This window comes from Streptomyces sp. NPDC047000 (assembly GCF_040644295.1).
In the GTDB taxonomy this organism is placed as follows: Bacteria; Actinomycetota; Actinomycetes; order Streptomycetales; family Streptomycetaceae; genus Streptomyces.
Window position 1 is genome coordinate 144,139 of the sequence record NZ_JBEYWE010000007.1, and the last position, 24,505, is coordinate 168,643.

The following is a 24,505-nucleotide window of genomic DNA, read 5'->3' on the forward strand; positions in this document are numbered from 1 at the left end:
CCCGGAAGGACCAAGATCCTCATGACCACGCGTCACCGCAGTTCCGTCCCCCTGGTGCTCACCGACGAGGTGGCCGACGCCCTCGCCGCCGGCGACCCCGTGGTGGCCCTGGAGTCCAACGTCATCACCCACGGCCTCGCCTACCCCGACAACGCCGCCACCGCCCGCAAGGTCGAGCAGGCCGTACGGTCCGGCGGCGCGGTGCCCGCCACCATCGGCATCGACGGCGGCCGGATCCTGGTCGGGATGACCGACCCGGACATCGAGCGCTTCGCCTCGACACCCGGCATCCCCAAGGTGAGCAGCAGGGACCTGCCGGTCGTCCTCGCCTCCGGCGGCACCGGCGCCACCACGGTCGCCTCCTCGCTGGTCGCGGCCGAACTCGCCGGCATCACCTTCTTCTCCTCCGCCGGCATCGGCGGCGTCCACCGCGGCGCCGAGACCACCATGGACATCTCCTCCGACCTCGTCCAGTTCACCCGCTCCAAGGTGGCCGTGGTCTGCGCGGGCGCCAAGAAGATCCTCGACCTGGGCCTGACGATGGAGTTCCTGGAGACCCACTGCGTCCCCGTCATCTCCTACGGCTTCGACGACTTCCCCGCCTTCTACTGCCGCTCCAGCGGCCTGCGCGCCCCGCACCGCCTGGACGACGAGACGCGGATCGCCCGCGCCGTCGACGCCCACTGGGCGCTCGGCGCCCCCGGCAGCGTCCTCGTCACCAGCCCCACCCGCCCCGAGGACGCCATCGACTCGGACGCCGTCGAGGGGGCCATCGCCGAGGCGCTGCGCGGCGCCGAGGCCGACGGGGTGCGCGGCGGCGCCGTGACCAAGTACGTCATGCGGGCCGTGGACCGCGCCACCGAGGGCCGCTCCGCCGCCGCCAACATGGCCGTCCTCGTCCACACCGCCGAGGTGGGCGGCCGGGTCGCCGCCGCCCACGCCCGACTGCGACGCGAGGAGAACCGGTGAGCGCCCCCGCCACGACGATCAGAGAGACGGTCACCATGACCCACGCGGCCCTGTTCGACCTCGACGGCACGCTGGTGGACACCCCCCGCGCCATCGTCGAGACCTTCGCCGCCGCCTTCGGGGCGCTGGGCGAGAGCCCCCGCCCCGAGGCGGAGGTGCGGGCCACCATCGGCCTGCCGCTGGAGCAGGCGTTCGCCAAGCTGCTCGGCGTGCCGCAGGACGACCCCCGCGTCGGCGAGGGCGTGGCGCACTACCAGGAGGCGTTCCGCACCGTCATCCTGCCCCGCGCCCGCTCCCTCGTCTTCCCCGGCGTCGAGGAGGGCCTGGCCGACCTCCAGGACCACGGCCTGACGCTGGCGGTGGTCACCAGCAAGTTCCACGCCAGCGCCGACGCCCTGCTCACCGCGGCCGGACTGCGCGACCGCTTCGCCGTGCTGATCGGCGCGGACGACGTCACCCACCCCAAGCCGCACCCCGAGCCGGGCCTGACCGCCCTCGACCTGCTGGGCGCCCGCCCCGGCGGCGCCGTGATGGTCGGCGACACCACCCACGACCTGCGGATGGCGCACGCCGCGGGCATGCGCTCGGTCGCCGTCACCTACGGCGTGCACGGCCGCACCGAACTCGCCTCGGCCAGGCCGTCGTTCACGGCCCGGACGTTCACCGAGGTCGTCGACCACATCACCGGCGTGCTGCCCGCCGACGACGTGATCGAGGCCCTGCTCGACGACAGCACCCACCACATCGAGTTCAACGGCCACCTCACCAACCATGTGAAGCACGCCGTCGTCGCCCTCGCCGGCCTCGGGGTGCAGCCGCAGCGCGTCAAGGCGTACCACGACAACTACATCCGGATGACGCCGTACGGCTGCGCCGTCGAACCGGCCAGGCCGGCAGAGCGGACGATCGACGACGACACCTGGCTCGATCTCCTCGGCAGGCGCCAGGACTGGGCCGCCTACGTCGAGTTCTTCGACCGGCGCGAGCGGGAGATCGGCATGGCCGCACTGCTGGGCCACTACATGCCGGCCCTGCTGCCCGGCTGGGTCGGGGCCCTGCAGCACGCGGCCATCCACCTGGGCTGGGCCCTGGACGCGGGCAACCGCCGGATGGCGCTGGAGGGACTCGCCTACCTCGCCTACGCCCACGTCGACTGCCACCCCGAGCGCGCCGCCGTGTCCGCCGCCCGTGCCGGGGAGCGGCCGATGGAGACGCTGCTGCGCATCGCCGCCTTCTGGGAGGCGGAGCAGCCCGGGCTCGGCGCGTGGGTGGAGGAACAGGTCGGCGACGACTCGGCCGCCGCGGCCGGCGTCCACCCGGAACTGCTCAGGTCCGGCCTGCAGTCACGGATCGCCCGGATGCTCGCCACGGGCCACCCGCTGATGTACGACCTCCCCGGCTGGACCGCCGCCGAGGACCCGGCCGGGACCTGGGACGACCTCGCCCACCTGGTCACCCTCCTCTACCTGGCCGAACCGGGCGACTTCCTCCTGCTGCACCTCGTCACCGCGCTGCACGCGATGCGGACCGTCTCCGACGCCCTGCCCCCGGAGCAGCGGCCGGCCGTGGTGCGGGCGTACTGGACCGGTGTCCTCGGCGTGCTGTTCTCCCGCGCCCACTTCGCGGCGCCCGGCAAACTCGCCGCGCTCGACGCCCTGTTCGCCTCCGCCACCGACGACGTCACCGACCCGCGCTGGCAGCGCGAGTGGGAGTGGCACATCGCCCGCGCCGTGGAGGAGGAGGAAGAGCACAACCCCAAGCTCGTCTACGTGATGCGCGACCTGTGGCACCGCACGGGCGGCCGGTCGGTCTTCCGCGTCGCCGCGGGCCAGTTCACCGCCACACCGCCGCTCCCCGTCACCTTCGAACAGCCCCCGGCCGACTGACCGCCGGACCGCCGGACCGAAACCGTACGGAAGGACAGACCGGACATGACCACCGCACTCGACCCCACGACCACCACCACGGCGGCAGCAGCCGCCTGGACGGCCCCGGCCGCGACACCCCCGATCGAGAAGTATCTCGGCCGCACCCTCCATCTCCTGCCCCAGACCGACCAGTTACGCGCCCTGCACACCGTCGTCCGGAACCGGGACGCGAGCCGCGAGGACTTCGTCTTCCACGCCGGCCGGATCATCCGCCTGCTCACGGAGGCCGCCCTCGACCTGCTGCCCTTCGAGCCGCACGACGTGACCACGCCGGTCGGCGCCACCTACCACGGGCTGCGCTTCGCCCGCGGTCTGGTCGGCGTCCCGATCATCCGGGCGGGGGAGAGCATGGAGGCCGAACTGCGCGCGGTGCTCCCGGGCCTCAGGATCGGCAAGATCCTCATCCAGCGCGACAAGGCCACCAAGCTCCCGCACCTGTACTACCGGGCCCTGCCCGCCGACATCGCCGACCGCCATGTCCTCCTGCTCGACCCGATGCTGGCGACCGGTGGCACGGCGGTGGCCGCGATCGAGGTGCTGCGCGAACTCGGCGTGCCCGAGGAGCAGATCGTCTTCGTCACCTTCATCACCGTCCCGGAGGGTGTCGCGGCGGTCAGCGACCGCTTCCCCGGCGTACGGATCGTCACCTCGGCCGTCGAGGAGCGTCTGAACGGGAACGCCTACATGATCCCGGGCATCGGCGACTTCGGGGATCGCTACTTCGGAACGGACCGTTAGCGAACGCGGACACCGTGTGGGGCCCGGCGCCGCGGGGATGAGCGGCGGCGGGCCCCCGGCCGTGCCGTGCCGGGTTCGCTGCCGTGACCGGATGTGACCGGCCGGCGGGAGACGGTGGGAAGAAGGGGGATCGAAGCGGTCCGAAATGGCCGATTGTTAACAGTCTAAGTTACTTGGGAGTTTTGATTGACTCCGCCATCCGGGCTTCTTAATGTTCCGTTCAATCGAACGGCGTACCTGTCACCCGAACAACGGTGACGGCAATGCCCGGATGGAGGGGAGTGGTGGTGACAAGCTCCGGCATGAAGACCCTGTTGTCCCCGGTCGATCTCGGCCAGGTCCGGCTGCGCAACCGGGTGTTCGTCCCCGGCCACACGACCAATTTCGGCCACGACAACCGTCCCACCGCGCGTCACATCGCCTACCACGCGGAGCGGGCCCACGGCGGAGTCGGGCTCATCGTCACCGAGGGCATCCGGGTCCACCCGACCAGCGCCGGCCGCCACATCAGCCTCGGCAGCTTCGACGACTCCTCCATCGCGAACTACGCGGCCCTCGCCGAGGCCGTACAGGCCCACGGCACCCGGCTGTTCGCCCAGCTGCTGCACACCGGCCGGCAGGCCAACGGGGACGCCACCCGCACCGCCGCCTGGTCGCCGGGCACCACCCCCTGGGCCGCCGGGACGCACATCCCGCACGCCATGGGGCGCGCCGACATCGCCCTCGTGGTGCAGGCGTTCGGCGCCGCCGCCCGGCGGATGCAGCTGGCCGGACACGACGGCGTCGAGATCCACCTGGGCCACGGCCATCTGATCGAGCAGTTCCTCTCCCCGTTCACCAACACCCGCACCGACTCCTACGGCGGCAGCCCCGGCGGACGGCTCAGGTTCACCCGCGAGGTGCTGGCCGAGGTGCTCGACCGGGCCCCGGGACTGCCCGTGGGCATCCGCATCAGCGCCGACGAGTTCCTGCCCGGGGGCCTCACACCGCCGGACATGGTCGAGATCGTCGGCCTGCTGCGGCAGGAGTTCCCGCTGCTGTACGTGCACGCGAGCCACGCCGCCTACCACGGCAGCTACTCGCTGGGCACCCAGATGGCGGACATGAGCTTCCGGCACGCCCCGTTCCGCCATCACGCGGCGCTGTTCAAGAAGGAGTTCCCCGACCTGCCGGTGCTGGCCGTCTGCCGGCTGGACAGCCTGCCGGAGGCCGCCGTACTCGTCGAGGCCGGGGAGGCCGACCTGGTCGGCCTGGCCCGCCCGCACATCGCCGACCCCCATCTGGTCCGCCGCGCCGAGGAGGGGCGTCCGCACGAGGTGCGGTCCTGCGTGGCCTGCAACCAGGGCTGTGTCGGCCGGCTGGAGGCGAACCTGCCGATCGCCTGCGTCGTCAACCCGGAGGCCGGTGCCGAGCGGGAGTGGGCGGCGCTGCGCGCGGCCCGCCCCGCGCCCGCCCGGCGGGTCCTGGTCGTCGGCGGGGGACCGGCCGGGATGGAGGCCGCCCTGTCCGCGCACCGCGCCGGGCACGAGGTCGTGCTCGCCGAGGCCGGTCCAACGCTCGGCGGCCGGATCTCCGTCGCGGCCACGGTCCCCGGCCGGGAACGGCTCGGCCTGATGATCACCGACCTCGCCCGCGACCTCGCCGGCAGTGCCGTCGGCGTACGGCTGAACGAGCGTGTGACGGCGGACGACCTGCTTCCCGGCGGGCGCCTGGACGGCTTCGACGATGTCGTGGTGGCCACCGGCGCCCGGTCCGGCAAGCGTGAACTGCCGGGCGGACCGCCCGTGTTCGACATCCTGGAGACGGTCGCCGCGCTCGGCGGGACGGTCTCCCCGCTGCGCGGCAGGGTGCTCGTCCGGGACGACCAGGGCGGCTGGGCGGCGGCCTCCGTGGCCGAGGCCCTCGCCCGCGCCGGAGCCCGGGTGCACATGGTCTCGCCCACCGCCTCGTTCGCCTCGAAGATCACCACGTACTCCCGGCTGGCGCTGACCAGCCGGCTGGGGAAGCTGGGGATCGGGGCACACCTCATGCGGGAGGTGGAGGCGGCACGCGGGGACACCGTCCTGCTGCGTGACACGCTCTCGGGCCGCACCGAAGAACTCACCGGCGTCACGGCCGTGGTGGACGTGGGACTGCCGGTGGCCGACGACGGACTGTACCGGGCGCTGGACGCCCGGGACGACGCCCCGCGCGTCCATGTCGCCGGCGACGCCAACGCCCCGCGCACCGCGCTGGAGGCCGTGTACGAAGGCCGGCTCGCCGGAACCTTCCTGACCGACGCCGTCACGGGCGCCGGACTCCTCACCCAGTCGCACTGATCCGCAGGAACGTTTCATCAATTCCCGCGCGGCACCGGAGCCGTAAGGGACCACCGCTCGGCACCGACCCGCCGGAACACCTCCGGGCCGCCCGGCAGCGCACGAAGGCCGTGCCGGGTTCCCCGTTTTGTCCCCGACCGCCCGCACCCCGCCGCCCGGCAGACCCACCGGCCTCCGGCCGGCAGACCGCGCCGCGGGCCACGACCGCCGCAGGCGTCCCACGACGTACCCCGTCGCACCCGGGACCGCCCCTGCCGTCGCACACCCCGCCCGCCGATCCCGCCCGCACACCTCGCGGGCCGCACCGCGAGGCACGGCACGGGCGCCGCCCGGCCTCACCGGTACGCTCCCCGGCCCTGCCCTTCGCTGTTCACGTCCCCGGACGGCCCGTGCCCCACTGCGTCCCCACTGCGTCCCCACCGCGTCCCCACCGCGTCCCTGCCCGGCCCCGCACGCCCGCCGACCCCGCCCGAACAGGAGAAACGCATGATCGACATCGAGGATCAGCTCACCCTCGACGAACGCTCCTCCATCGATTTCATCCTGGCGCTGCGCAAGCGCTGGTCCGACACCCTCTACCCGGCCCTCAGCGAGGAGTACGAGGCCACCGGCCCGGCCGCCGACACCGTGGACGGCGCCGCCGGCCGCCTCCAGCAGCTCAGCCTGTACCCCTGGTACAGCCACCTGGAGCGCGTCCAGCAGAAGATGCTGTGGAAGACCGTCGGCGAGGCCGTCGTCGGCCGCGCCGGGGAACTGCGCCGGCAGCTCGACGAACTCCCCGAGGACACCAGGGGACACCTCGAACTCGCCTCCGGCACCGAACTCCCCACCTGGTACACCGACTACGACATCCACATCCAGCCCGGCAGCTTCTACTCGGACGACCTGAGCGCGTACGTCTACGAGCTCGGCGCGCGCATCGTGATGCTCCGCGACAACGACGGCTACAAGTTCCACCGCCTGTTCACCGAGACCGCGCTGCCTCAGGTGCCCGGCGCCACCCGCGTCCTGGACGTCGGCTGCGGCTTCGGCAAGAGCACCCGCCCGCTGGCCGCCCGCTATCCGGGGGCCGAGGTCATCGGCATCGACTTCGCCGCCCCCGGACTGCGCCTGGCCCACGCCGAGGCGGAGGCCGACGGAGCGGCCATCACCTACCGGCAGGGCGACGGACGGGACACCGGACTCGAGGACGCCTCCTGCGACGTCGTCACCGGCACCATGGTCCTGCACGAGATGCCCGCCGACGCCGTGCGCGAGACCGTCGCCGAGGCGGCCCGGCTGCTCAAGCCCGGCGGCACCATGAGCTTCCTGGAGTTCCACCCCACCGGCGACCCCTTCCGCGACGCCACCATCCACGAGCACGCCGAGCGCAACAACGAGCCCTTCTTCCGCGACCTGTTCGCCTCCGACCTCCTCGCCGTCTGTGCCGGGGCCGGACTGACCGGCGCCGAGTGGACGCCCTTCGACGAGCGCCGCGAGGGCAAGCGCCCCGAGGGCTGGGGGGACCGCCGCGAATGGCACTTCCCCTGGGCCGTACTGACCGCGACCAAGCCGGAGAACTGAGGCGGCCATGACCGAGGAATTCGACTACTTCCGCGACCGCAACACCGGCAAGCTGTTCGACCTGCTGCTCCAGGTCAGCACCGAACTGCACGTCACCACCCAGCGCCTGCACGCCATGGAGGCCCTGCTGGTGCGGCACGGCGTGCTCACCGGCGGCGAACTCGACGCCCTGCGGCCCACCGAGGACGAGCAGCGCGTGCTGGACGGCCGGCGCGAGGCCGCCCTGGCCCGGCTGATGCGCGTCATCACCGAGACCGGTCCCGCCGAGCGCCCCCTGCGTGACCAGTGGGAGTCGACCCTGGGAAAGCGGGCCGGCTGATGACCACCGGGCCGCTCACCCCCGCCGCCACCGTCGACCGCTACCTCCAGCTCTGCGAGGACCGCGACCTCGACGAGGCGGGGAAGCTGCTCGCCCCGGGAATCCGCATCGTCTTCCCCGGGGACCTCTCCTACCACTCCCTGCCCGAGATGACGGCCGGCCAGCGTGGCCGCTACCGGTGGGTGCGCAAACACCGCGACCGGTACATCGAGGGCCGGACCCCGGACGGCCTGGTGTCCGTCACCTCGCTCGGCACCCTCTACGGCGAGGACCTGGCCGGACACCCCTTCGAAGCCGTGCGCTACGCCGACGTCTTCGTCCTGCGGGACGGGCTGATCGCCGAACAGCACGTCTACAACGACCTCAGCGACACCGGGACCAGCAGCCCGGTACGCGGCTGACAGCCCACTCCACTCGAACAGCAGAGGTACCGAACATGAAGCACGCCCTGAGACTCGGCGCCGGCGCCGTGACCGTCTCCGTCATGACCGCCCTCACCGCCTGCGGCGGCACCGGCTCCGGATCCTCCTCGGCGGACTCCGCCTCGGGGAAGAAGACCGCGACGATCCAGCTCGCCATCGCCTCCGCCGTCATCGGTCCGAAGGAGGAGGTCGCCACCTACTCCGTCGCCAAGAAGGAGGGCTTCCTCTCCGAGGAGAACCTGGACGTCAAGACCATCAACACCGACGGCTCGGTCGCCGCCGTCCAGGCGGTCGCCTCCGGCAGTGCCGACATCACCCCCGCCGACGCCAGCGCCATCCTGGCCGCCCGCGAGAAGGGCGTCCCCGTCGTCGCCGTCGGCGGCCTCGTGCAGAACTGGCCGTGGCGGATCGCCACGCTCCCGGGCAGCCCGATCAAGAGCGCCAAGGACCTCAAGGGCAAGAAGATCGGCGTCATCAGCCTCGCCTCCGGCTCCGCCCCGTACGCCAGGGCCATGGCGGAGGACGGCGGTCTGGACCCGCAGAAGGACGTCGACCTGATCCCGGTGGGCGTCGGCAGCCAGGCGCTGTCCGCCCTCGAGGGCGGCAAGGTGGACGCGTTGGCGCTCTACACACAGGCGTACACCACCCTCGAACTGAGCGGGAAGTCCTTCGATTACCTCCAGAACGGCCCGCGTTTCGACGGGATCCGCTCCCTGACCTACGTGGTGCGCAAGGACACGCTGAGCAAGAAGAAGGACGAGATCACCCGCTTCCTGCGGGCCTCGTACAAGGGACTGCTCTTCTCCGCCGTCAACCCCGAGGCCGCCATGCGGGACGGCTACAGCGTCTACCCGGCGATCCTCTCCGGCCAGCAGGCCGACGCCCGGATCGCGAACGACACCAAGATCCTCCAGGCCTGGGTCAGAACGGCCGTACCGGCCACCGGTGAACCCGCGTCCTGGAAGGACTGGGGCGCCGTCAGCACCGAGGCCTGGACCAAGACGGGCGACTACATGAAGTCCTCCGGGACCATCACCAAGGACCCCGACCTCACCACGCTGTGGGACGCCGGCCTGCTGAAGGACGTCAACGACTTCGACGCGGCCGCCGTCATCGGCAAGGCCGAGAGCGCCGCCAAGTAGCCGGAGACGGCGCCAGGAGCAGGAAGGCAAGGAGGTCACCATGGCCATGAAGACTCTCGGCCGCGGCCGGCGCACGGCGACCGCCGCGGAAGCGGACGAGGACAGCTGGATCGAGGTGAGCGGGCTGCACAAGGTCTACCACCCCCGCAAGTCCGAGCCCACCCACGCGCTGTCCGACATCGGTTTCACGGTCGGACGGGGCCAGTTCATCTCGGTCGTCGGCCCCTCGGGCTGCGGCAAGACGACCCTGCTGAAGATCCTCGCGGGGCTCATCCCCAGGACGGAGGGCACCGTCCGGGTCGCCGGACGCGACGTCGACGGCCCGCTGCCCGAGATCGGCATGGTCTTCCAGGCCGCCACGCTCCTGCCCTGGCGCACGATCCTGCAGAACGTGATGGTTCCGGCCGAGATCCAGCGCCTCGACCGGGCCGTCTACCGCGAACGGGCCGGCCGGCTGCTGGAGATGGTGGGGCTCAGCCGGTTCGCGGACAAGTACCCGGACGAGCTCAGCGGCGGCATGCAGCAGCGGGCCGGCATCTGCCGCGCCCTGGTCCACGACCCGGCCGTGCTGCTCATGGACGAGCCGTTCGGCGCCCTCGACGCCATGACCCGCGAGTACATGAACGTCGAACTCCTGCGGATCTGGCGGGAGAGCGGCAAGACCGTCGTGCTCGTCACCCACTCCATCCCCGAGGCGGTGTTCCTCTCCGACCGCGTGGTGGTGCTCAGCCCCCGCCCCGGCCGGATCGCCGAGATCATCGACATCGACCTCGAACGCCCGCGCGAGCTCAGCGTCATGGCGTCCGACCGGGCCGGTGTCCACATCGAGCGGATCCGCTCCCACTTCAACGCCCAGGGCGTGATCGACTGATGAGGCCGCTGATGACCACGACCGGCGAAGACCGCGACGACGGCCGCACCGGTACCGCCCGCAAGGACGCCGGCCCCGCCGCCGCCCCGCCGCCCGCCGCCCCGCGCCGCAGGCCGGACCTGCGGGACCACCCCGAGTGGGTGCTCGTCCCCGGCGTCTTCGTCGCGGTCGTGCTCCTGTGGGAGTACCTGGTCCCCGCTCTCGGCGTCGACGAGTACGTGCTGCCGCGCCCCAGCCGGATCTTCGACGCCCTGCTGACCCAGCTGTCCGACGCGTTGTTCTGGACCCATATGAAGGTCACCCTGCTGGAGTCGCTGTACGGCTTCCTGCTGGGCGTCGGCGCCGCCCTGCTGCTCGGTACGGCGATATCCCAGGTCAGACTGATCGAGAAGACCCTGATGCCGTACATCGTGGCCTTCCAGACCGTGCCGAAGGTGGCCCTCGCCCCGCTGTTCGTGGTCTGGTTCGGCTTCGGCATGACCAGCAAGGTCGTGATGGCCGCGGTCATCTCCTTCTTCCCCATGCTGGTCAACGTCGTCGAGGGACTGCGCTCGGCGGACGCCGACCGGGTGCAGATGATGACCGTCTTCGGGGCGAGCAAGTTCGACATCTTCCGCCGCGTACGGCTCCCCGGCGCCCTGCCGTTCATCTTCGCCGGCCTCGACATCGGGATCGTCTTCGCCATCCTCGGCGCGGTCGTCGGCGAGTTCATCGGCGCCAAGGAGGGCCTCGGCTACCTCCTCCTGCAGACCAACTACAACTTCGACATCGCGGGCATGTTCGCGGTCCTCGTCGTCCTCTCGGTCCTCGGGCTCATCGCGCACTTCGTCATCCGCCTCGCCCGCAGGCGGTTCGCCTTCTGGGCCGACGACAGCAGGGTGATCGGCGCATGAGCACCGCCACGACCGACCCCGTGCGCTTCGACGGAAGGGTGGCCCTGGTGACCGGGGCCGCCCGGGGGATCGGCGCCGTCGTCGCCGCCCGGCTGGCCGAGCTGGGCGCCACCGTCGCCGCCGCCGACATCGTCCCCGGCCACCGGTGGGAGGACGGCCTCCCCGGCGACGGCGGCCACACCCGCCACCACCTCGACATCACCTCCGCGGACTCCTGCCGCCGCACCGTCGAGGAGGTCCTCGCGGCCCACGGCCGTCTGGACCACCTCGTCAACAACGCCGGAATCGTCAGCAGGGGCCCCGCGGCCACCATGAGCGAGGCGGACTTCACCCGCGTCATCGACGTCAACCTCACCGGAACCTTCCGCATGTCGCAGGCCGCCTACCCCGCGCTGCGCGCCTGCGGGGCGGGCAGCATCGTCAACCTCGGTTCCACCAACGGCCACATCGCGGTGCTCGACACCCTCGGCTACTGCGTCAGCAAGGCCGGGGTGATGCACATGGCCCGCGTCCTGGCCCTGGAATGGGCCCCCGACAACATCCGCGTCAACGCCGTCGGACCGACCATCGTCCCCACGGCCATGACCGAGGACGTCCGCGCGGACGGCGCCTACATGGCCGGCAAGATGGCGGGCATCCCGCTCGGCCGCATGGCCGGCCCCCGCGACGTCGCCCTGACCGTCGCCCATCTCCTCAGCCCGGCGGCCGCCATGACGACCGGCCAGACGGTGTTCGTCGACGGCGGCGCGGTCATCCACTGACCGCCCCGGACCCGGCACCCGGCCGCAGCACCACCACCGACGGCCCGCCCCGTCCGTCCGACCGCCGTCCGTCTCCCACGGAACTGGAGCCTCCCGCATGCCCGACTTCGATCTCGACGCCGCCCTCAGCGCCGTCGACGACCACTTCGACACCTTCGTCACCGAACTCCAGGAACTCTGCCGGCTGCGCAGCAGACGCCAGGAACCCGAGCAGATGACCGCGACCGCCGAGTTCCTCAAGGCGTCCGCGGAACGCTGGGGCGGCACCGCCGAGGTCGTCCCGTGGGAGAAGTCCCACCCGTACGTCATCGCCGAGATCGGCGGCGGCGAGGGACGCCTCCTGCACTTCAACCACTACGACGTGGAAGTCGAGCCCACCGGCGACGACGCCGAGTGGATCAGCCCCCCGTACGCCGCCGAGATCCACGACGGCCGGCTCTACGCCCGCGGTGTCGCCGACGACAAGGGCGCCCTCATGTCGCGGCTGCACGCCGCCGCCGCATGGCGGTTGTCCGGCCAGGAACCGCCGGTCACCAGCCGCTACCTCATCGAGGGCAAGCAGTGGCTGCACAGCCCCGGCCTGGAGACCTTCGTCGCGGCGCACGCCGGCCGGCTCGCCGCCGACGCCGCCCTGTGGGAGAACTCCTGGTGCGACGGCGAGGGCCGGCCCCTGCTGAAGCTCGGTGAGAAGGGCATCCTCTACCTGCGGCTCACCTCCACCACCCTCACCCGCGAACTGACCAGCCAGAACACCGCGCTGCTGCCGTCCGCCACCACCCGGCTCGTCTCCGCCCTGGCCACCCTGGTCCACCCCGACGGCACCCCCGCCGTCAAGGGCTTCGCCGACGACGCCCGGGTCCCCACCGACGCCGAACGCGCCCTGCTGGAGCAGATGCCGTTCGACGGGGCCTTCCTCAGGGAGCGGGCCGGGGTCGACGCCTTCCGCGGCGGACTGGACGACACCGGGGCCGCCGTCGCGATCCGTACCGAGCCGACCCTCACCATCACCGGCATCACCGGTGGCGACAACACCGACGACGTCACCCTCGGTATCCCCGCCACCGCCACCGCCAAGGCCGAGATCCGTCTCGTCCCCGGCCAGGACCCGGACCGCGTGCTGGACGCCGTCCGCACCCACCTCGCCACCGCGGGCTTCTCCGACATCGCCGTCGAGGCGACCGCGACCAGCCGCCCGCACCACACCGACCACACCGATCCGTTCGTCGCCCTGGTCGCCGAGACCGCCCGCGCCGCCTACGGCGCCGAACCCCTCGTCGAGCCGTACACCCAGTGGGTCGGCAACCAGGGCGTCCTGGCCGGCCTGCCCATCGTCGGGGTGGGCGTGTCCCGCGCGGACGCCGGGGTCGACGGGCCCGACGAGCACATCCGACTGGAGGACTACCGCATGGGCGTCAAGCACGTCGTCCGGATCATGGCCGCCATGGCGGTGCGGGCATGAGCACCCACGTCACCCACCTGAAGGGCGCCACGCACCGCGGCTACCTGGAACTCCCCTGGGGACAGGTCCACTTCCGCCGCTCCGGACCGGCCGGCGGACCCGCGCTGGTCGTGGTGCACCAGTCCCCGCTGTCCTCCGCCACCTACGAACCGGCCATGGCCGCGCTCGCCGCGCACGGGCTGGACACCGTGGCGATCGACATCCCCGGCTTCGGCATGTCGGACGCCACGCCCGAGCAGTGGTCCATCCCCGAGTACGCCACCGCCCTCTGGCAGATCACCGACGCCCTCGGCCTCGGCAAGGTCCACCTCCTCGGCCAGCACACCGGCGCGATCATCGCCGCGGAGGCGACGCTCCAGCAGCGCGACCGGGTCCTCGGCCTGATCTTCCAGGGCATCCCGCTCTACAGCGACGAGGAACGCGCCGAGAAGGCCGCCCGCTACGCCCCCGGCTACACCCCCGCCCCCGACGGCGCCCACCTCCAGGTCGTCTGGGACCGCGTCCGGTGGCTGTACCCCACGATCTCCGCCGAGTCGGCCAGCCGCCAGGTCGCCGAGTACCTCAGCGTGGGACCGGACTACGGCGTCGCCTACCGCGCGGTCTTCGCCCACAGGGCCGACACCGCCGCCCTCAAGGGCGTACCGACGCTGCTGCTGCACGGCAGCGAGGACGTCCTCGACCGGATGAACGACGTCGTCACCGCGGCGTTCCCCGACGCCCCGCTGGTCCGCATCGACGGCGGCACGGACTTCGTCGCGGAGGAGAAGCCGCAGGAGTTCGCGGCCGCGGTCGCCGGCCATGTGCTCGCCCACGCGGCCGCCGCCGCACCGCCGTTCACGCCCCTGTACACGGCCGTCGTCGAGGTCACCGGCGGCCGCGCGGGACGCGCCCGGTCCCGCAGCGGCACACTGGAACTGGCCCTCACCCGGCCCGCCGAGCGCAGCGGTGCGGCCGGCGCCGGGGCCACCGGGACCGACCCCGAGGAACTGTTCGCCGCCGGTTACGCCGCCTGCTTCGGCAGCGCCCTGGGCGTCGCCGAACGCCGCAGACGCGTGAGCGCCGGACCGGTCACCGTCACCGCGTCCGTCACCCTCGGCACCCGGCCCGGCGGAACCTACGGCATCGCGGTCCGGCTGGCGGTGACCGCGCCGCGGTGCCCGCAGCCCGTGCTGGAGGAACTGGTCGCCCTGACCCACACACTCTGCCCCTACTCCGGCGCCGTCCGGGGCAACATCGACGTCACCACGGAGGTCACCGGCGGCTCCTGACGCCGTACGGTCCTCCCGCCGCCGTGACCTTCACGCCGGACCGCACAGCCGGGCCGGCCGACCGACCGAGGTTTCCCATGACCAGCATCGACGACATCGAAGAGCCCAACGGCCCCAGCCGCTCCGGGATCGCCCGCGCGCTCGCGGTGATCGACACCGTCGCGCGTGCCCCGCACGCGCAGGGCGTCTCGGTGATCGCGCGTGAGACGGGCCTGCCGAAAGCGGTGGCCCACCGCATCCTGCGCGAGCTGGTCGCGGGGAACTTCCTCGCCTTCGACGAGGACACCAAGGTGTACCGGATGGGACCCGGCGCCCTGACCATCGGTCTCGCCGCCATGCGGGAACTGGACATCCCCACCATCGCCCACCGCCACCTCGTGGCGCTGTCCGAGGAGACCGGCCAGACCGCGACCCTGTCGCTGCGGCAGGGCTGGTCCCGGGTGTACGTCGACCAGGTCCTCTCCCGCCAGGAGATCCGGATGTCGGTCGCCCTGGGCACCAGCCACCCCCTGCACGCCGGTTCCTCCTCGAAGGCCGTCCTCGCCGCCCTGCCCGACTCCGAGGTGCAGGACTACATCGAGCACCACCGTCTCGACAGCGTCACCGACGCCACCATCACCTCGGCCGCCACCCTCCGCGAGGAGATCTCGGTCATCCGCGCGGCCGGCTACGCGGTCAGCGTGGGGGAGCGGCAGGCGGAGGCCGCCAGTGTGGCCGCCGCCCTGCACGGGCCGATCGGGCAGGTGGTCGGCTCGGTCTCGGTCTGCGGCACCCGGGGCATGTTCCGCGAGTCCACCAGCCATGAGCTGGGCGAACGGGTCGCCAGGGCCGCCGCACGCATCTCCGCCGACCTCGGTGCCGTACGGGACACCACCGGGGAACGAAAGGACGTCACACCATGACGAGTTCGGCGCAGCCGGGCGCCGCACGGGAGGCCCGGGGCTCCGGCCCGGGCCCCCTGGACGGCCTCCGGGTCATCGACGCCTCCACCATCCTGGCCGGACCGCTGTGCGCCCAGCTGCTCGGCGACTTCGGTGCCGAGGTGATCAAGATCGAGCACCCCGTCGCCGGGGACGGGATGCGCGGTCACGGCGAGTCCAAGGACGGCATCCCGCTGTGGTGGAAGGAGGTCTCCCGCAACAAACGCACCGTCGGCCTGAGCCTCTCCGACCCGGACGGCGCGGCCCTCTTCCGCCGCCTGGCACAGAGCGCCGACGTCCTGGTGGAGAACTTCCGCCCCGGCACCCTGGAACGCTGGGGCCTCGGCCCCGACGTCCTGCACGAGACCAACCCCGGGCTGGTGATCGTACGGATCACCGGCTTCGGGCAGACCGGACCGTACGCGTCGCGGGCCGGCTTCGGCACCCTCGCCGAGGCCATGAGCGGCTTCGCCCATCTGACCGGCGACCCCGACGGGCCGCCCACCCTGCCGGCCTTCGGCCTCGCCGACACGATCTGCGGGATCGCCGCGTCCTCGGCCGCCACCATGGCGCTGTACGCCCGCGACCGCGACCCCGAGCACCGCGGCCAGGTCGTCGACATGAGCCTGATCGAACCCATCATGGCCGCCGTCGGCCCCTCGCCCACGGTCTACGACCAGCTCGGCGTCGTCGGGCAGCGGCACGGCAACCGGTCCACCAACAACGCGCCGCGCAACACCTACCGCACCTGCGACGGCCACTGGGTGGCCGTCTCCACCAGCGCCCAGCGGATCGCCGAACGGGTCCTCGAACTGGTGGGCCACCCCGAGATCACCGAGGAGGACTGGTTCGCCTCCGGAGCCGGCCGCGCGGCCCGCGCCGACCTGCTCGACGACCTCGTCGGCGGCTGGATCGCCGGACGCACCCGCGAGAAGGTCGTCGCCGAGTTCACCGCGGCCGGGGCCGCCGTGGCACCCGTCTACGACGCCCGGGACCTCGTCGAGGACCCGCACGTCCGGGCCACGCGGATGCTGGTGACCGTCGACGACGAGGACTTCGGGCCGCTGCTCATGCACAACGTCATGTGGCGGATGTCCCGCACACCGGGGGCGATCCGCTTCACCGGACGCGCGCCCGGCGCGGACACCGACGACGTGCTCACCGGCGAACTGGGAGTCGGACCGGACGAGCTGACGGCCCTGCGCGCCCGCAAGGTCGTCTCCTGACGGCGGCCGGGGCCACGGCCGGCACCGGGCCGGCGGCAGTGCGCGGCACCACCGAGAGAAAGACGGGACGCACATGAGCGACACGGCATCCATCACCCCACCCGCGCCCACCAGGGCGCCCGACCCCCTCCTGGCCGCCGTGCGCGGGGGAGTGCGCGTCCTCGACCTCGGCCGCCGCCTCTACATCGGCATGCCCCAGTCGCCCAACCATCCCGCCTACTGGCACACGCTGCCCCGCAGACACGGCGACCGGATCCGCGCGGACGGCGGCTCCGCCGCCAACGACATGCTCGTCATGGGCACCCACGTCGGCACCCACATCGACGCCCTCGCCCACGTCTCCCACAACGGCAGGCTGTACGGCGGCGCCGACGCGCGGGCCGCGGGCGTCGGCGGCGTCTACCCCGACCACGGGGTGCACACCATCGCGCCCATGGTGCGCCGGGGCGTCCTGCTCGACGTGCCCGCCGCACTCGGCGCCGAGGTCTGCGAGCCCGGCTACGAGATCACCGTCGCCGACCTGGAGGCGGCCGAACGCCGCCAGGGCACCCCCGTCGGCCCCGGTGACGTCGTCCTCGTCCGCAGCGGCTGGGGGCGCCGGTTCGACGACCCCGGCCGTGACACCTTCATCGGCCACGACTCCGGCGTGCCGGGGGTGAGCGAGGCCGGTGCGCAGTGGCTCGCGGCCCGCGGGGTGCACGCCGCCGGGGCCGACTCCATCGCCTTCGAGCGGCTGGCCCCGGGCGCCGGCCACGCCAGCCTCCCCGCACACCGGGTGCTGCTCGTCGAGGCCGGCATCTACATCGTCGAGACCCTCGACCTGGAGGAGATCGCGGCACAGGCGGTCCACGAGTTCACCTTCGTGCTGTCCCCGCTCCCGCTGTTCGGCGCCACCGGGTCCCCGGTGCGCCCGCTGGCCGTGATCAGCGACCCGGCTGCGGGGGACGGCCGTGGCTGAGCCCACCCTCGCCCGGAGCCTGGCCGGGTTCGCCGCCGCCACCTCCTTCGGCACCCTGCCCGAGGACGTCACCGGCAGCGTGCGCAAGCGCGTCGTCGACGTGCTCGGCCTCTGCGTGGCCGCCCACCGGCTGCCCACCTCCGCCGCCATCGTCGAGCATGTGCGCGAACAGGGCGGCACGCCCCAGGCCACCGTCGTCGGCGGCGGGCGCACCCGGGTCCCCGCCCCGCTCGCCGCCCTCGCCAACGGCGTCCTCGCCCACTCCCTGGACTACGACGACACCCATCTGCCGTCCGTGCTGCACCCCAGCGCCTCCGTCGTCCCCGCCGCGCTCGCCGCCGCCGAGGCCGCCGGCGCGGACGGGGGGAGCACCGTCCGGGCCATCGCCGTGGGGCTCGAGGTGTGCGTACGGCTCGGTATGGCCGGCTACGACCGGGAGTCCGGCAACTCCACCTTCTTCGAGCACGGCCAGCACGCCACCTCCATCTGCGGCGCGCTCGGCGGTGCCGTCGCGGCGGGGCTGCTGCTCGGGCTCACCGAGGACGGGCTCGTCGACGTCCTCGGCATCACCGCCTCCATGGCCGCCGGGATCATCGAGGCCAACCGCACCGGCGGCACCGTGAAACGGCTGCACTGCGGGCTCGCCGCCCAGTCCGCCGTCACCGCCGCCCAGCTGGTGCGCCGCGGCTTCACCGGCCCGCCCACCGTGTTCGAGGGCCGCTTCGGGTTCTTCCAGGCGTTCCTGCACGGCGTCTACGACCCGGCCGCCGTCACCGACGGCCTCGGCACCGACTGGGCGGTGCCCGGCATCTTCTTCAAGCCCTACCCGGCCAACCACTTCACCCACACGGCCGCCGACGCCGCCATGGCCCTGCGCGAACAGGGCCTGGACCCGGCGCGGGTGGAGCGGCTGGTGCTCGGCGTCCCGGCCCCGGTGATCCGTACCATCGGGCAGCCCATCGAACGCAAACGCGCCCCCGAGACCGGCTACCAGGCCCAGTTCTCCGGCCCCTACATGGTCGCCGCCGGACTTCTGGGCGGCGGACACGGTCTCGGTCTCGGCCTGGACGACTTCACCGACGAACTCGCCCGCGACCCGGAGCGCCGGGAGCTCATGGCGAAGGTCGAGGTCGTCGTCGACGACACCGCCACCGCCCTCTTCCCCGGGCAGTTCCCCGCCGTGCTCACCGCCCACGACACCGACGGCCGCGTCTGGCGGCAGGAGGTGCTCGCCAACCGGGGCGGCCCCGCACGGCCCCTGTCGGACGCCGAACTCGCCCTGAAGTTCCGCGACAACGCCGCCGGCCGGCTCTCCCCGGCCGACCTGGACACCGTGATGGACCGGGGCCTGCGCCTCGGCGGACCCGACCGCATCCAAGACCTGCTCCGCCCCCTGGCCGAGCTGAAGACCGTGGCAGGAGACCCCTCGTGACCGAGTACGACCTCGTGGTGAAGAACGTCCGCGTAGTCACCGACGAGCAGGACGAACCGCGGGCGGCCGACATCGCCGTCCGTGACGGGAAGACCGTCGCCGTCGCCCCCGGCATCGACGTCACCGGCGCCCGCGGCATCGTCGACGGCGGCGGGAAGCTGGCCTTCCCCGGTGTCGTCGACGCGCACCAGCACTGGGGCATCTACAACCCGCTCGACCAGGACGCCGTCAGCGAGAGCCGCGCCTGCGCCCAGGGCGGTGTCACCTCGGCCCTCACCTACATGCGCACCGGCCAGTACTACCTGAACAAGGGCGGCGACTACGCCGACTTCTTCCCCGAGGTCCTCGCCCGCACCGCGGGCCGCGCCCACGTGGACTACGCCTACCACCTCGCCCCCATGTCCAAGGGCCACATCGCCGAGATCCCGGCCCTGATCGGCGAGCACGGCGTCACCTCGTTCAAGGTGTTCATGTTCTACGGCGGCCACGGCCTGCACGGCCGCTCCGCCGACCAGAGCTCCTTCCTCATGACCCCGGAGGGCGAGCGCTACGACTACGCCCACTTCGAGTTCGTGATGCGCGGCATCCAGGCCGCCCGCGAGCGGTTCCCCGACATCGCCGACCAGATATCGCTCTCCCTGCACTGCGAGACCGCCGAGATCATGACGGCGTACACCCGACTGGTCGAGGAGGCCGGTGAGCTGACCGGCCTGGCCGCCTACAGCGCCTCCCGGCCGCAGCACTCGGAGGGCCTGGCCGTCTCCATCGCCTCCTACCTCGCCCACGAGACCGGCCTGCCCACCATCAACCTGCTCCACCTCTCGTCCCGCAAGGCGGTCGACGCGGCCGTGCGCATGAGCAAGGCGTTCCCGCACATCGACTTCCGCCGCGAGGTCACCGTCGGTCATCTGCTCGCCGACATCGACACCGCGCACGGCCTCGGCGGCAAGGTCAACCCGCCGCTGCGGCCCCGCGAGGACGTCGAGGCCCTGTGGGAGTACGTCCTGGACGGCACCGTCGACTGGGTCGTCTCCGACCACGCCTGCTGCCGCGAGGAACTCAAGTTCGGCGAGCCGAAGGACGACGTCTTCGTCGCCAAGTCCGGCTTCGGCGGCGCCGAGTACCTGCTGCCCGGCATGGTCACCGAGGGCACCCGGCGGGGTCTGTCCCTCGGGCGGATCGCCGCCCTCACCGCCTGGAACCCGGCCCGGCGCTACGGCCTGCCCACCAAGGGCCGGATCGCCCCCGGCTTCGACGCCGACATCGCGCTGGTCGACCCGGACCACACCTGGACCGTCCGCGCCGCGGACTCCGAGTCCACCCAGGAGTACACCCCCTTCGAGGGCTTCGGACTCACCGCCCGGGTCACCGACACCTTCCTGCGGGGCACCAGGATCCTCGACGACGGCAAGGTCGTCGGCGAGCCCGCCGGCACCTATCTGCACCGCCCGACCGGCGCCTGACAGCCACCGTGCCGCGGTGCCGGACCGGCTCCGGCGCCGCGGGGCAGATCGGAGAGGAGGGCGACGTATGCGCTCCGCCCTGTACGTGCCGGGCGACCGCCCGGAGATGCTGGCCAAGGCCCTGGACCGGGGCGCCGACGGGATCATCGTGGACCTGGAGGACGGGGTCGCCCCGGACGCCAAGGACCAGGCCCGCGCCACGGCCGCACAGTGGCTGGCCGGACTTCCCGCGGCGGGCCGTTCCCCGCGCCCGGAGATCTGGGTACGGATCAACCCCGGGCCGCCGGGACTCGCCGACGCCCGTGCGGTGGCCCTGCCCCAGGTCACCGGGCTGATCGTGGCCAAGACGGAGACGGCCGGCGATCTCGCCGCCGTGGCGAGCGCGTTGCGCGCGGCCCCGTGGATCGCGCTGTGCCCCCTCCTGGAGAGCGCCGCCGCCCTCCTCTCCGCGCCCCTCCTCGCCCGGGGCCCCCGGGTGACGCGGATGCAGCTGGGAGAGGCCGACCTGTGCGCCGACACCGGCATCGAACCCGGCCCGGACGGCACCGAACTGCTGTGGGCGAGATCCCAGCTGGTGCTGGCCTGCGCGGCCGCCGGACTGGAGCGGCCCCTCGCCCCGGTCAGCACCGACTTCCGTGACCTCGGTGCCCTGCGCGCCTCCACCGCGGCGCTCAGACGCCTCGGCTTCGGCGGCCGGGCCTGCATCCATCCGGCGCAGCTCCCGGTCGTCAACGAGGTGTTCACCCCGAGCGCCGCCGAGGTGGAGCGGGCCCGTGCACTGGTCGAACGGTTCGAGAAGGCCGGCGAGGGCGTCGTCCTCGACGACGCCGGCCGGATGGTCGACGAGGCGGTGGTGCGCGGCGCCCGCCGGGTCCTGGCGGCGGCCCCCGGCAGCCGCTGACCGGCGGGCGGCTCCCGGCAGCCGCCGGTTGTGAAACGGAACGTTGCTCCGTATTGTTTGCGGAGCAACGTTCCGTTTCGTGGTCGTGCGACGGCCGCGAACGCACCTGGAAGGCACCGGCATGTCCGAATCCACCGTCGTCCGTCCGCCCGCCCCGGTCGTCTCCGTCCGGCCGGTCGTCCTGGCGGCCCCCGGCCGCGGCGCGGACCTGCAGTTCCGCGTATCCACCCCCGCCGCCGGCGGCGCCCTGCCCGTCATCGTCTTCTCGCACGGCTTCGGCTGCTCGATGGACGACTATGCCCCCCTGGCGGACCACTGGGCCGCGCAGGGCTTCGTCGTCGTACAGCCCACCCACCTCGACTCCAGGACCCTCGCCCTCCCGCCGGAGGACCCCCGCACCCCGCGGATCTGGCGTCACCGCATCGACGACCTCCGGCGCGCGCTGGACGGCCTGGAGGTACTGGAAGCCGCGGTGCCGGGCCTCGCCGGACGTGTCGACCACGACCGCATCGCCGTCGGCGGCCACTCCTGGGGCGCCCAGTCGGCCAGCGCCCTGCTCGGCGCACGCGTCCTCGACGCCGGCGGCGTGCCGGGCGAGGACATGTCCGACGCGCGGGTCAAGGCGGGCGTGCTGCTCGCCCTGACCGGCCTGGGCGACGACCTGACCCCGTTCGCCCGCGAGAACTTCCCCTTCATGCGGCCGTCCTTCGACACCATGACGACTCCGGCCCTGATCGTCGCCGGGGACCACGACCAGTCACTGCTGTCCACCCGGGGACCGGACTGGTTCACCGACCCCTACTTCCTCAGCCCGGGCAGCAAGAGCCTGCTCACGCTCTTCGGCGCGGAGCACTCGCTCGGCGGAATCACGGGCTACGGGGCCGCCGCGACGACCGACGAGAACCCCGCCCGGGTCGCCTTGCTCCAGCGCCTCACCACGGCCTACCTGCGCGGCGCCCTGGACCCGGGCGACACCGGCGCGCGGACGGCGGCTGCGGCCCTGGAGGAGGCCGCGGACCCCCTGGGCAAGATCCAGACCAAGGAGTAGCACGTCACCCGGCCGCCGGCCGGGGGAGGGACCGTCCGTGCGGGGTGTCAGACGGTGACCGGAGGCCGGGCCGGGGCGAGGTAATCCACGGTCGTCCGGTCCGCGTGCGGGGCGAGGAGGTCCTGGAGCTCGGTGGCGGCGGTCTTCAGGAGCCGGCCGTCGCGGGTGGCGTGGAGGGTCTCCAGGATGAAGACGACGTGGGTGGAGTCCTCCGTGACGCGGGTGCGGTGGGCGTCCCGGTGGTTCCAGTGGCGGGTGAGGACGCCGCTCGGGTCGGTGTAGACGATCTCGCCGGGCTTGGGCGTCTCGACGGTGTCGGGCTCGCCGAGCGGGGTGAACGACTCGGTCCCGTCCGCGTACCGGATCTCGACGTCGCCGCTGACGTGATCGAGGTCGAAGGCCCCGGCGGGCAGACCGTGGCGGACGGAGACGGCGTTGTACGAGTCGACGGCCGGGCTGATCCTCGGCAGGCTGCCCCGCTTGGCGAGACGGCGGCCGAGCGCGTCCACGCTGGGGCGGATCCGCCGGGGGTTGGTGCCGAAGGCCCGGTAGGCGGTGTGCCACGCCTCGATACGGGGATCGCTCTCGTCGGCGGGCTGCCAGCTGCCGTCGGCGAGCTGCCGCTCCAGGTCGGCCAGGGCGGCGTCGGTGTCCGGCCAGGGCTCGCGTCCGCGCAGGCCCGTGGCGGTGACCAGGGCGATCAGGGTGTCGGGGAAGGCGTCCGCCACGGAGGGCGCGATGCGGAAGTCGGGCATGTGCGGGGTTCCGGTCTCTCTGGCGGCCTGGCTGGTACGGGAAGAGCCCCACGGTACAACAGAACGACCTGGCCAGGTCAACCGAATGACCTGGCGGGCGTTCGGACAACGGTACGGCCCCGGATCAGTTCCCGACGCCCAGGCCCGGCATGAACGCCGCCGGGTAGCGGTCGCCGCGCGCCGAGCCGAGCGGCACCGCCTTCTCGATCCCGGCCAGGTCGTCCGCCGTCAGCCGGACCTCCGTCGCGGGCAGCGCCTCGGCCAGCCGTTCGCGGGTCCGGGCGCCGACCAGCGGCACGATGTCCTCGCCCTGTGCCGCGACCCACGCGATGGCGAGCTGGGCCACCGTGCACCCCTTGGCCTCGGCGACCCGGCGCAGCGCCTCCACCAGGGCGAGGTTGTGCTCGACGTTCCCGCCGGCGAAGCGCGGGCTGAAGGCGCGGTGGTCCCCGGGAACCCCGCTGCCCGCGGCCGACCAGTGCCCGGAGATCAGACCCCGGCTGAGGACACCGTAGGCGGTCATGCCGATGCCCAGTTCCCGCAGCGTGGGCAGCACCTCCGCCTCCACCGCACGCGAGACCAGCGAGTACTCGATCTGCAGGTCGGCGACCGGGTGCACGGCGTGCGCCCGGCGGACGGTCGCCGCGTCCACCTCGGAGAGGCCCAGATGCCGTACGTACCCCGCGTCGATCATCTCCTTGATCGCGCCCACCGTCTCCTCGATCGGCACCGCCGGGTCCAGCCGGGCGGGACGGTAGATGTCGATGTGGTCGGTGCCGAGACGGTTGAGCGAGTAGGCGAGGAAGGTCTTCACCGCCTCGGGGCGGCAGTCCTGGCCTGCATAGCCCGGCACCGGTCCGCTCAGCATCCCGAACTTGACGCTCAGTCGGTAGCTCTCCCGGTCCCGGCCGCGCAGCGCCTCGGCCAGCAGCAGCTCGTTGTGGCCCATGCCGTAGAAGTCGCCGGTGTCGATCAGCGTCATCCCGGCGTCCAGCGCGGCGTGCACCGTGGCGATGCTCTCCGCGCGGTCCGCCTCGCCGTACGCCCCCGACATGCCCATCGCGCCCAGGCCCAGTGCGGAGACGGCGGGACCGGTGCTGCCCAGGGTTCGTGTCTGCATCGTGTTCTCCGGTGTCCGATCTCGTCGTGAC

The 24,505-nt window shown here is 72.9% G+C and carries 22 protein-coding genes; 20 read left to right on the forward strand and 2 right to left on the reverse strand.

Going from position 1 to position 24,505, the window contains the following annotated elements; genetic code table 11:
- The first annotated feature begins 21 nt into the window (after positions 1 to 21).
- The 20 genes from ABZ862_RS14305 to ABZ862_RS14400 all read left to right on the forward strand — a co-directional run bounded on the left by ABZ862_RS14305 (position 22) and on the right by ABZ862_RS14400 (position 22,599).
- Complete coding sequence (locus ABZ862_RS14305; protein ID WP_360956950.1) at positions 22 to 969, forward strand: pseudouridine-5'-phosphate glycosidase; 948 nt, start codon at positions 22 to 24, stop codon at positions 967 to 969.
- Positions 966 to 2,855, forward strand: a complete 1,890-nt coding sequence (locus ABZ862_RS14310; protein WP_360956953.1) for an HAD-IA family hydrolase — start codon at positions 966 to 968, stop codon at positions 2,853 to 2,855. The genes ABZ862_RS14305 and ABZ862_RS14310 overlap by 4 nt, the downstream gene beginning before the upstream one ends.
- Before the next feature lie 45 nt (positions 2,856 to 2,900).
- The gene (gene upp, locus ABZ862_RS14315) at positions 2,901 to 3,635 is read left to right on the forward strand and encodes a uracil phosphoribosyltransferase (RefSeq protein WP_360956956.1); all 735 of its coding nucleotides are present in this window, start codon (positions 2,901 to 2,903) and stop codon (positions 3,633 to 3,635) included.
- 302 nt (positions 3,636 to 3,937) lie between these two features.
- Entirely contained in the window at positions 3,938 to 5,953 is a 2,016-nt protein-coding gene (locus tag ABZ862_RS14320; protein WP_360956959.1) for an FAD-dependent oxidoreductase, read from the forward strand.
- 486 nt (positions 5,954 to 6,439) lie between these two features.
- Entirely contained in the window at positions 6,440 to 7,516 is a 1,077-nt protein-coding gene (locus ABZ862_RS14325; RefSeq protein WP_360956961.1) for a class I SAM-dependent methyltransferase, read from the forward strand.
- A gap of 7 nt (positions 7,517 to 7,523) precedes the next feature.
- Positions 7,524 to 7,835: a hypothetical protein gene (locus ABZ862_RS14330; RefSeq protein ID WP_360956963.1), complete on the forward strand. Its 312-nt coding sequence runs from the start codon at positions 7,524 to 7,526 to the stop codon at positions 7,833 to 7,835.
- Complete coding sequence (locus tag ABZ862_RS14335) at positions 7,835 to 8,236, forward strand: nuclear transport factor 2 family protein (RefSeq protein ID WP_360956965.1); 402 nt, start codon at positions 7,835 to 7,837, stop codon at positions 8,234 to 8,236. The genes ABZ862_RS14330 and ABZ862_RS14335 overlap by 1 nt, the downstream gene beginning before the upstream one ends.
- A gap of 35 nt (positions 8,237 to 8,271) precedes the next feature.
- Positions 8,272 to 9,399 (forward strand): ABC transporter substrate-binding protein, encoded by a 1,128-nt coding sequence (locus tag ABZ862_RS14340; RefSeq protein WP_360956967.1) that lies wholly within the window; start codon positions 8,272 to 8,274, stop codon positions 9,397 to 9,399.
- A 40-nt stretch (positions 9,400 to 9,439) separates the two neighbouring features.
- Positions 9,440 to 10,270, forward strand: coding sequence for an ABC transporter ATP-binding protein (locus tag ABZ862_RS14345; protein ID WP_360956970.1), 831 nt, complete (start codon positions 9,440 to 9,442; stop codon positions 10,268 to 10,270).
- 11 nt (positions 10,271 to 10,281) lie between these two features.
- Complete coding sequence (locus tag ABZ862_RS14350) at positions 10,282 to 11,163, forward strand: ABC transporter permease (protein WP_360956973.1); 882 nt, start codon at positions 10,282 to 10,284, stop codon at positions 11,161 to 11,163.
- Entirely contained in the window at positions 11,160 to 11,924 is a 765-nt protein-coding gene (locus ABZ862_RS14355; RefSeq protein WP_360956975.1) for an SDR family NAD(P)-dependent oxidoreductase, read from the forward strand. Before ABZ862_RS14350 ends, ABZ862_RS14355 begins: the two co-directional genes overlap by 4 nt.
- 97 nt (positions 11,925 to 12,021) lie before the next feature.
- Positions 12,022 to 13,383 (forward strand): M20/M25/M40 family metallo-hydrolase, encoded by a 1,362-nt coding sequence (locus ABZ862_RS14360; RefSeq protein WP_360956978.1) that lies wholly within the window; start codon positions 12,022 to 12,024, stop codon positions 13,381 to 13,383.
- Complete coding sequence (locus tag ABZ862_RS14365) at positions 13,380 to 14,651, forward strand: Ohr family peroxiredoxin (protein ID WP_360956980.1); 1,272 nt, start codon at positions 13,380 to 13,382, stop codon at positions 14,649 to 14,651. The genes ABZ862_RS14360 and ABZ862_RS14365 overlap by 4 nt, the downstream gene beginning before the upstream one ends.
- 77 nt (positions 14,652 to 14,728) lie before the next feature.
- The gene (locus ABZ862_RS14370) at positions 14,729 to 15,553 is read left to right on the forward strand and encodes an IclR family transcriptional regulator (protein ID WP_360956983.1); all 825 of its coding nucleotides are present in this window, start codon (positions 14,729 to 14,731) and stop codon (positions 15,551 to 15,553) included.
- Positions 15,550 to 16,797, forward strand: a complete 1,248-nt coding sequence (locus ABZ862_RS14375) for a CoA transferase (RefSeq protein ID WP_360956986.1) — start codon at positions 15,550 to 15,552, stop codon at positions 16,795 to 16,797. The genes ABZ862_RS14370 and ABZ862_RS14375 overlap by 4 nt, the downstream gene beginning before the upstream one ends.
- 73 nt (positions 16,798 to 16,870) lie before the next feature.
- Entirely contained in the window at positions 16,871 to 17,755 is an 885-nt protein-coding gene (locus ABZ862_RS14380) for a cyclase family protein (RefSeq protein WP_360956989.1), read from the forward strand.
- Positions 17,748 to 19,187, forward strand: a complete 1,440-nt coding sequence (locus ABZ862_RS14385) for an MmgE/PrpD family protein (RefSeq protein ID WP_360956991.1) — start codon at positions 17,748 to 17,750, stop codon at positions 19,185 to 19,187. Before ABZ862_RS14380 ends, ABZ862_RS14385 begins: the two co-directional genes overlap by 8 nt.
- Entirely contained in the window at positions 19,184 to 20,650 is a 1,467-nt protein-coding gene (locus ABZ862_RS14390) for a dihydroorotase family protein (protein WP_360956994.1), read from the forward strand. Before ABZ862_RS14385 ends, ABZ862_RS14390 begins: the two co-directional genes overlap by 4 nt.
- A gap of 67 nt (positions 20,651 to 20,717) precedes the next feature.
- Positions 20,718 to 21,551 carry a CoA ester lyase gene (locus tag ABZ862_RS14395; RefSeq protein WP_360956996.1) on the forward strand — a complete coding sequence of 278 codons (834 nt, stop codon included), beginning with the start codon at positions 20,718 to 20,720 and terminating at the stop codon, positions 21,549 to 21,551.
- Between the two features lie 121 nt (positions 21,552 to 21,672).
- Positions 21,673 to 22,599, forward strand: a complete 927-nt coding sequence (locus ABZ862_RS14400) for a chlorophyllase (protein WP_360956999.1) — start codon at positions 21,673 to 21,675, stop codon at positions 22,597 to 22,599.
- Positions 22,600 to 22,646: 47 nt separating this feature from the next.
- On the opposite strand, the gene ABZ862_RS14405 is transcribed toward ABZ862_RS14400, so the two are convergent.
- A complete protein-coding gene (locus tag ABZ862_RS14405) occupies positions 22,647 to 23,354 on the reverse strand; it encodes a phenylalanine--tRNA ligase beta subunit-related protein (protein WP_360957002.1) in 708 nt (235 codons plus the stop codon).
- 124 nt (positions 23,355 to 23,478) lie between these two features.
- Positions 23,479 to 24,474, reverse strand: coding sequence for an aldo/keto reductase (locus tag ABZ862_RS14410; protein WP_360957004.1), 996 nt, complete (start codon positions 24,472 to 24,474; stop codon positions 23,479 to 23,481).
- Between the last annotated feature and the right edge of the window lie 31 nt (positions 24,475 to 24,505).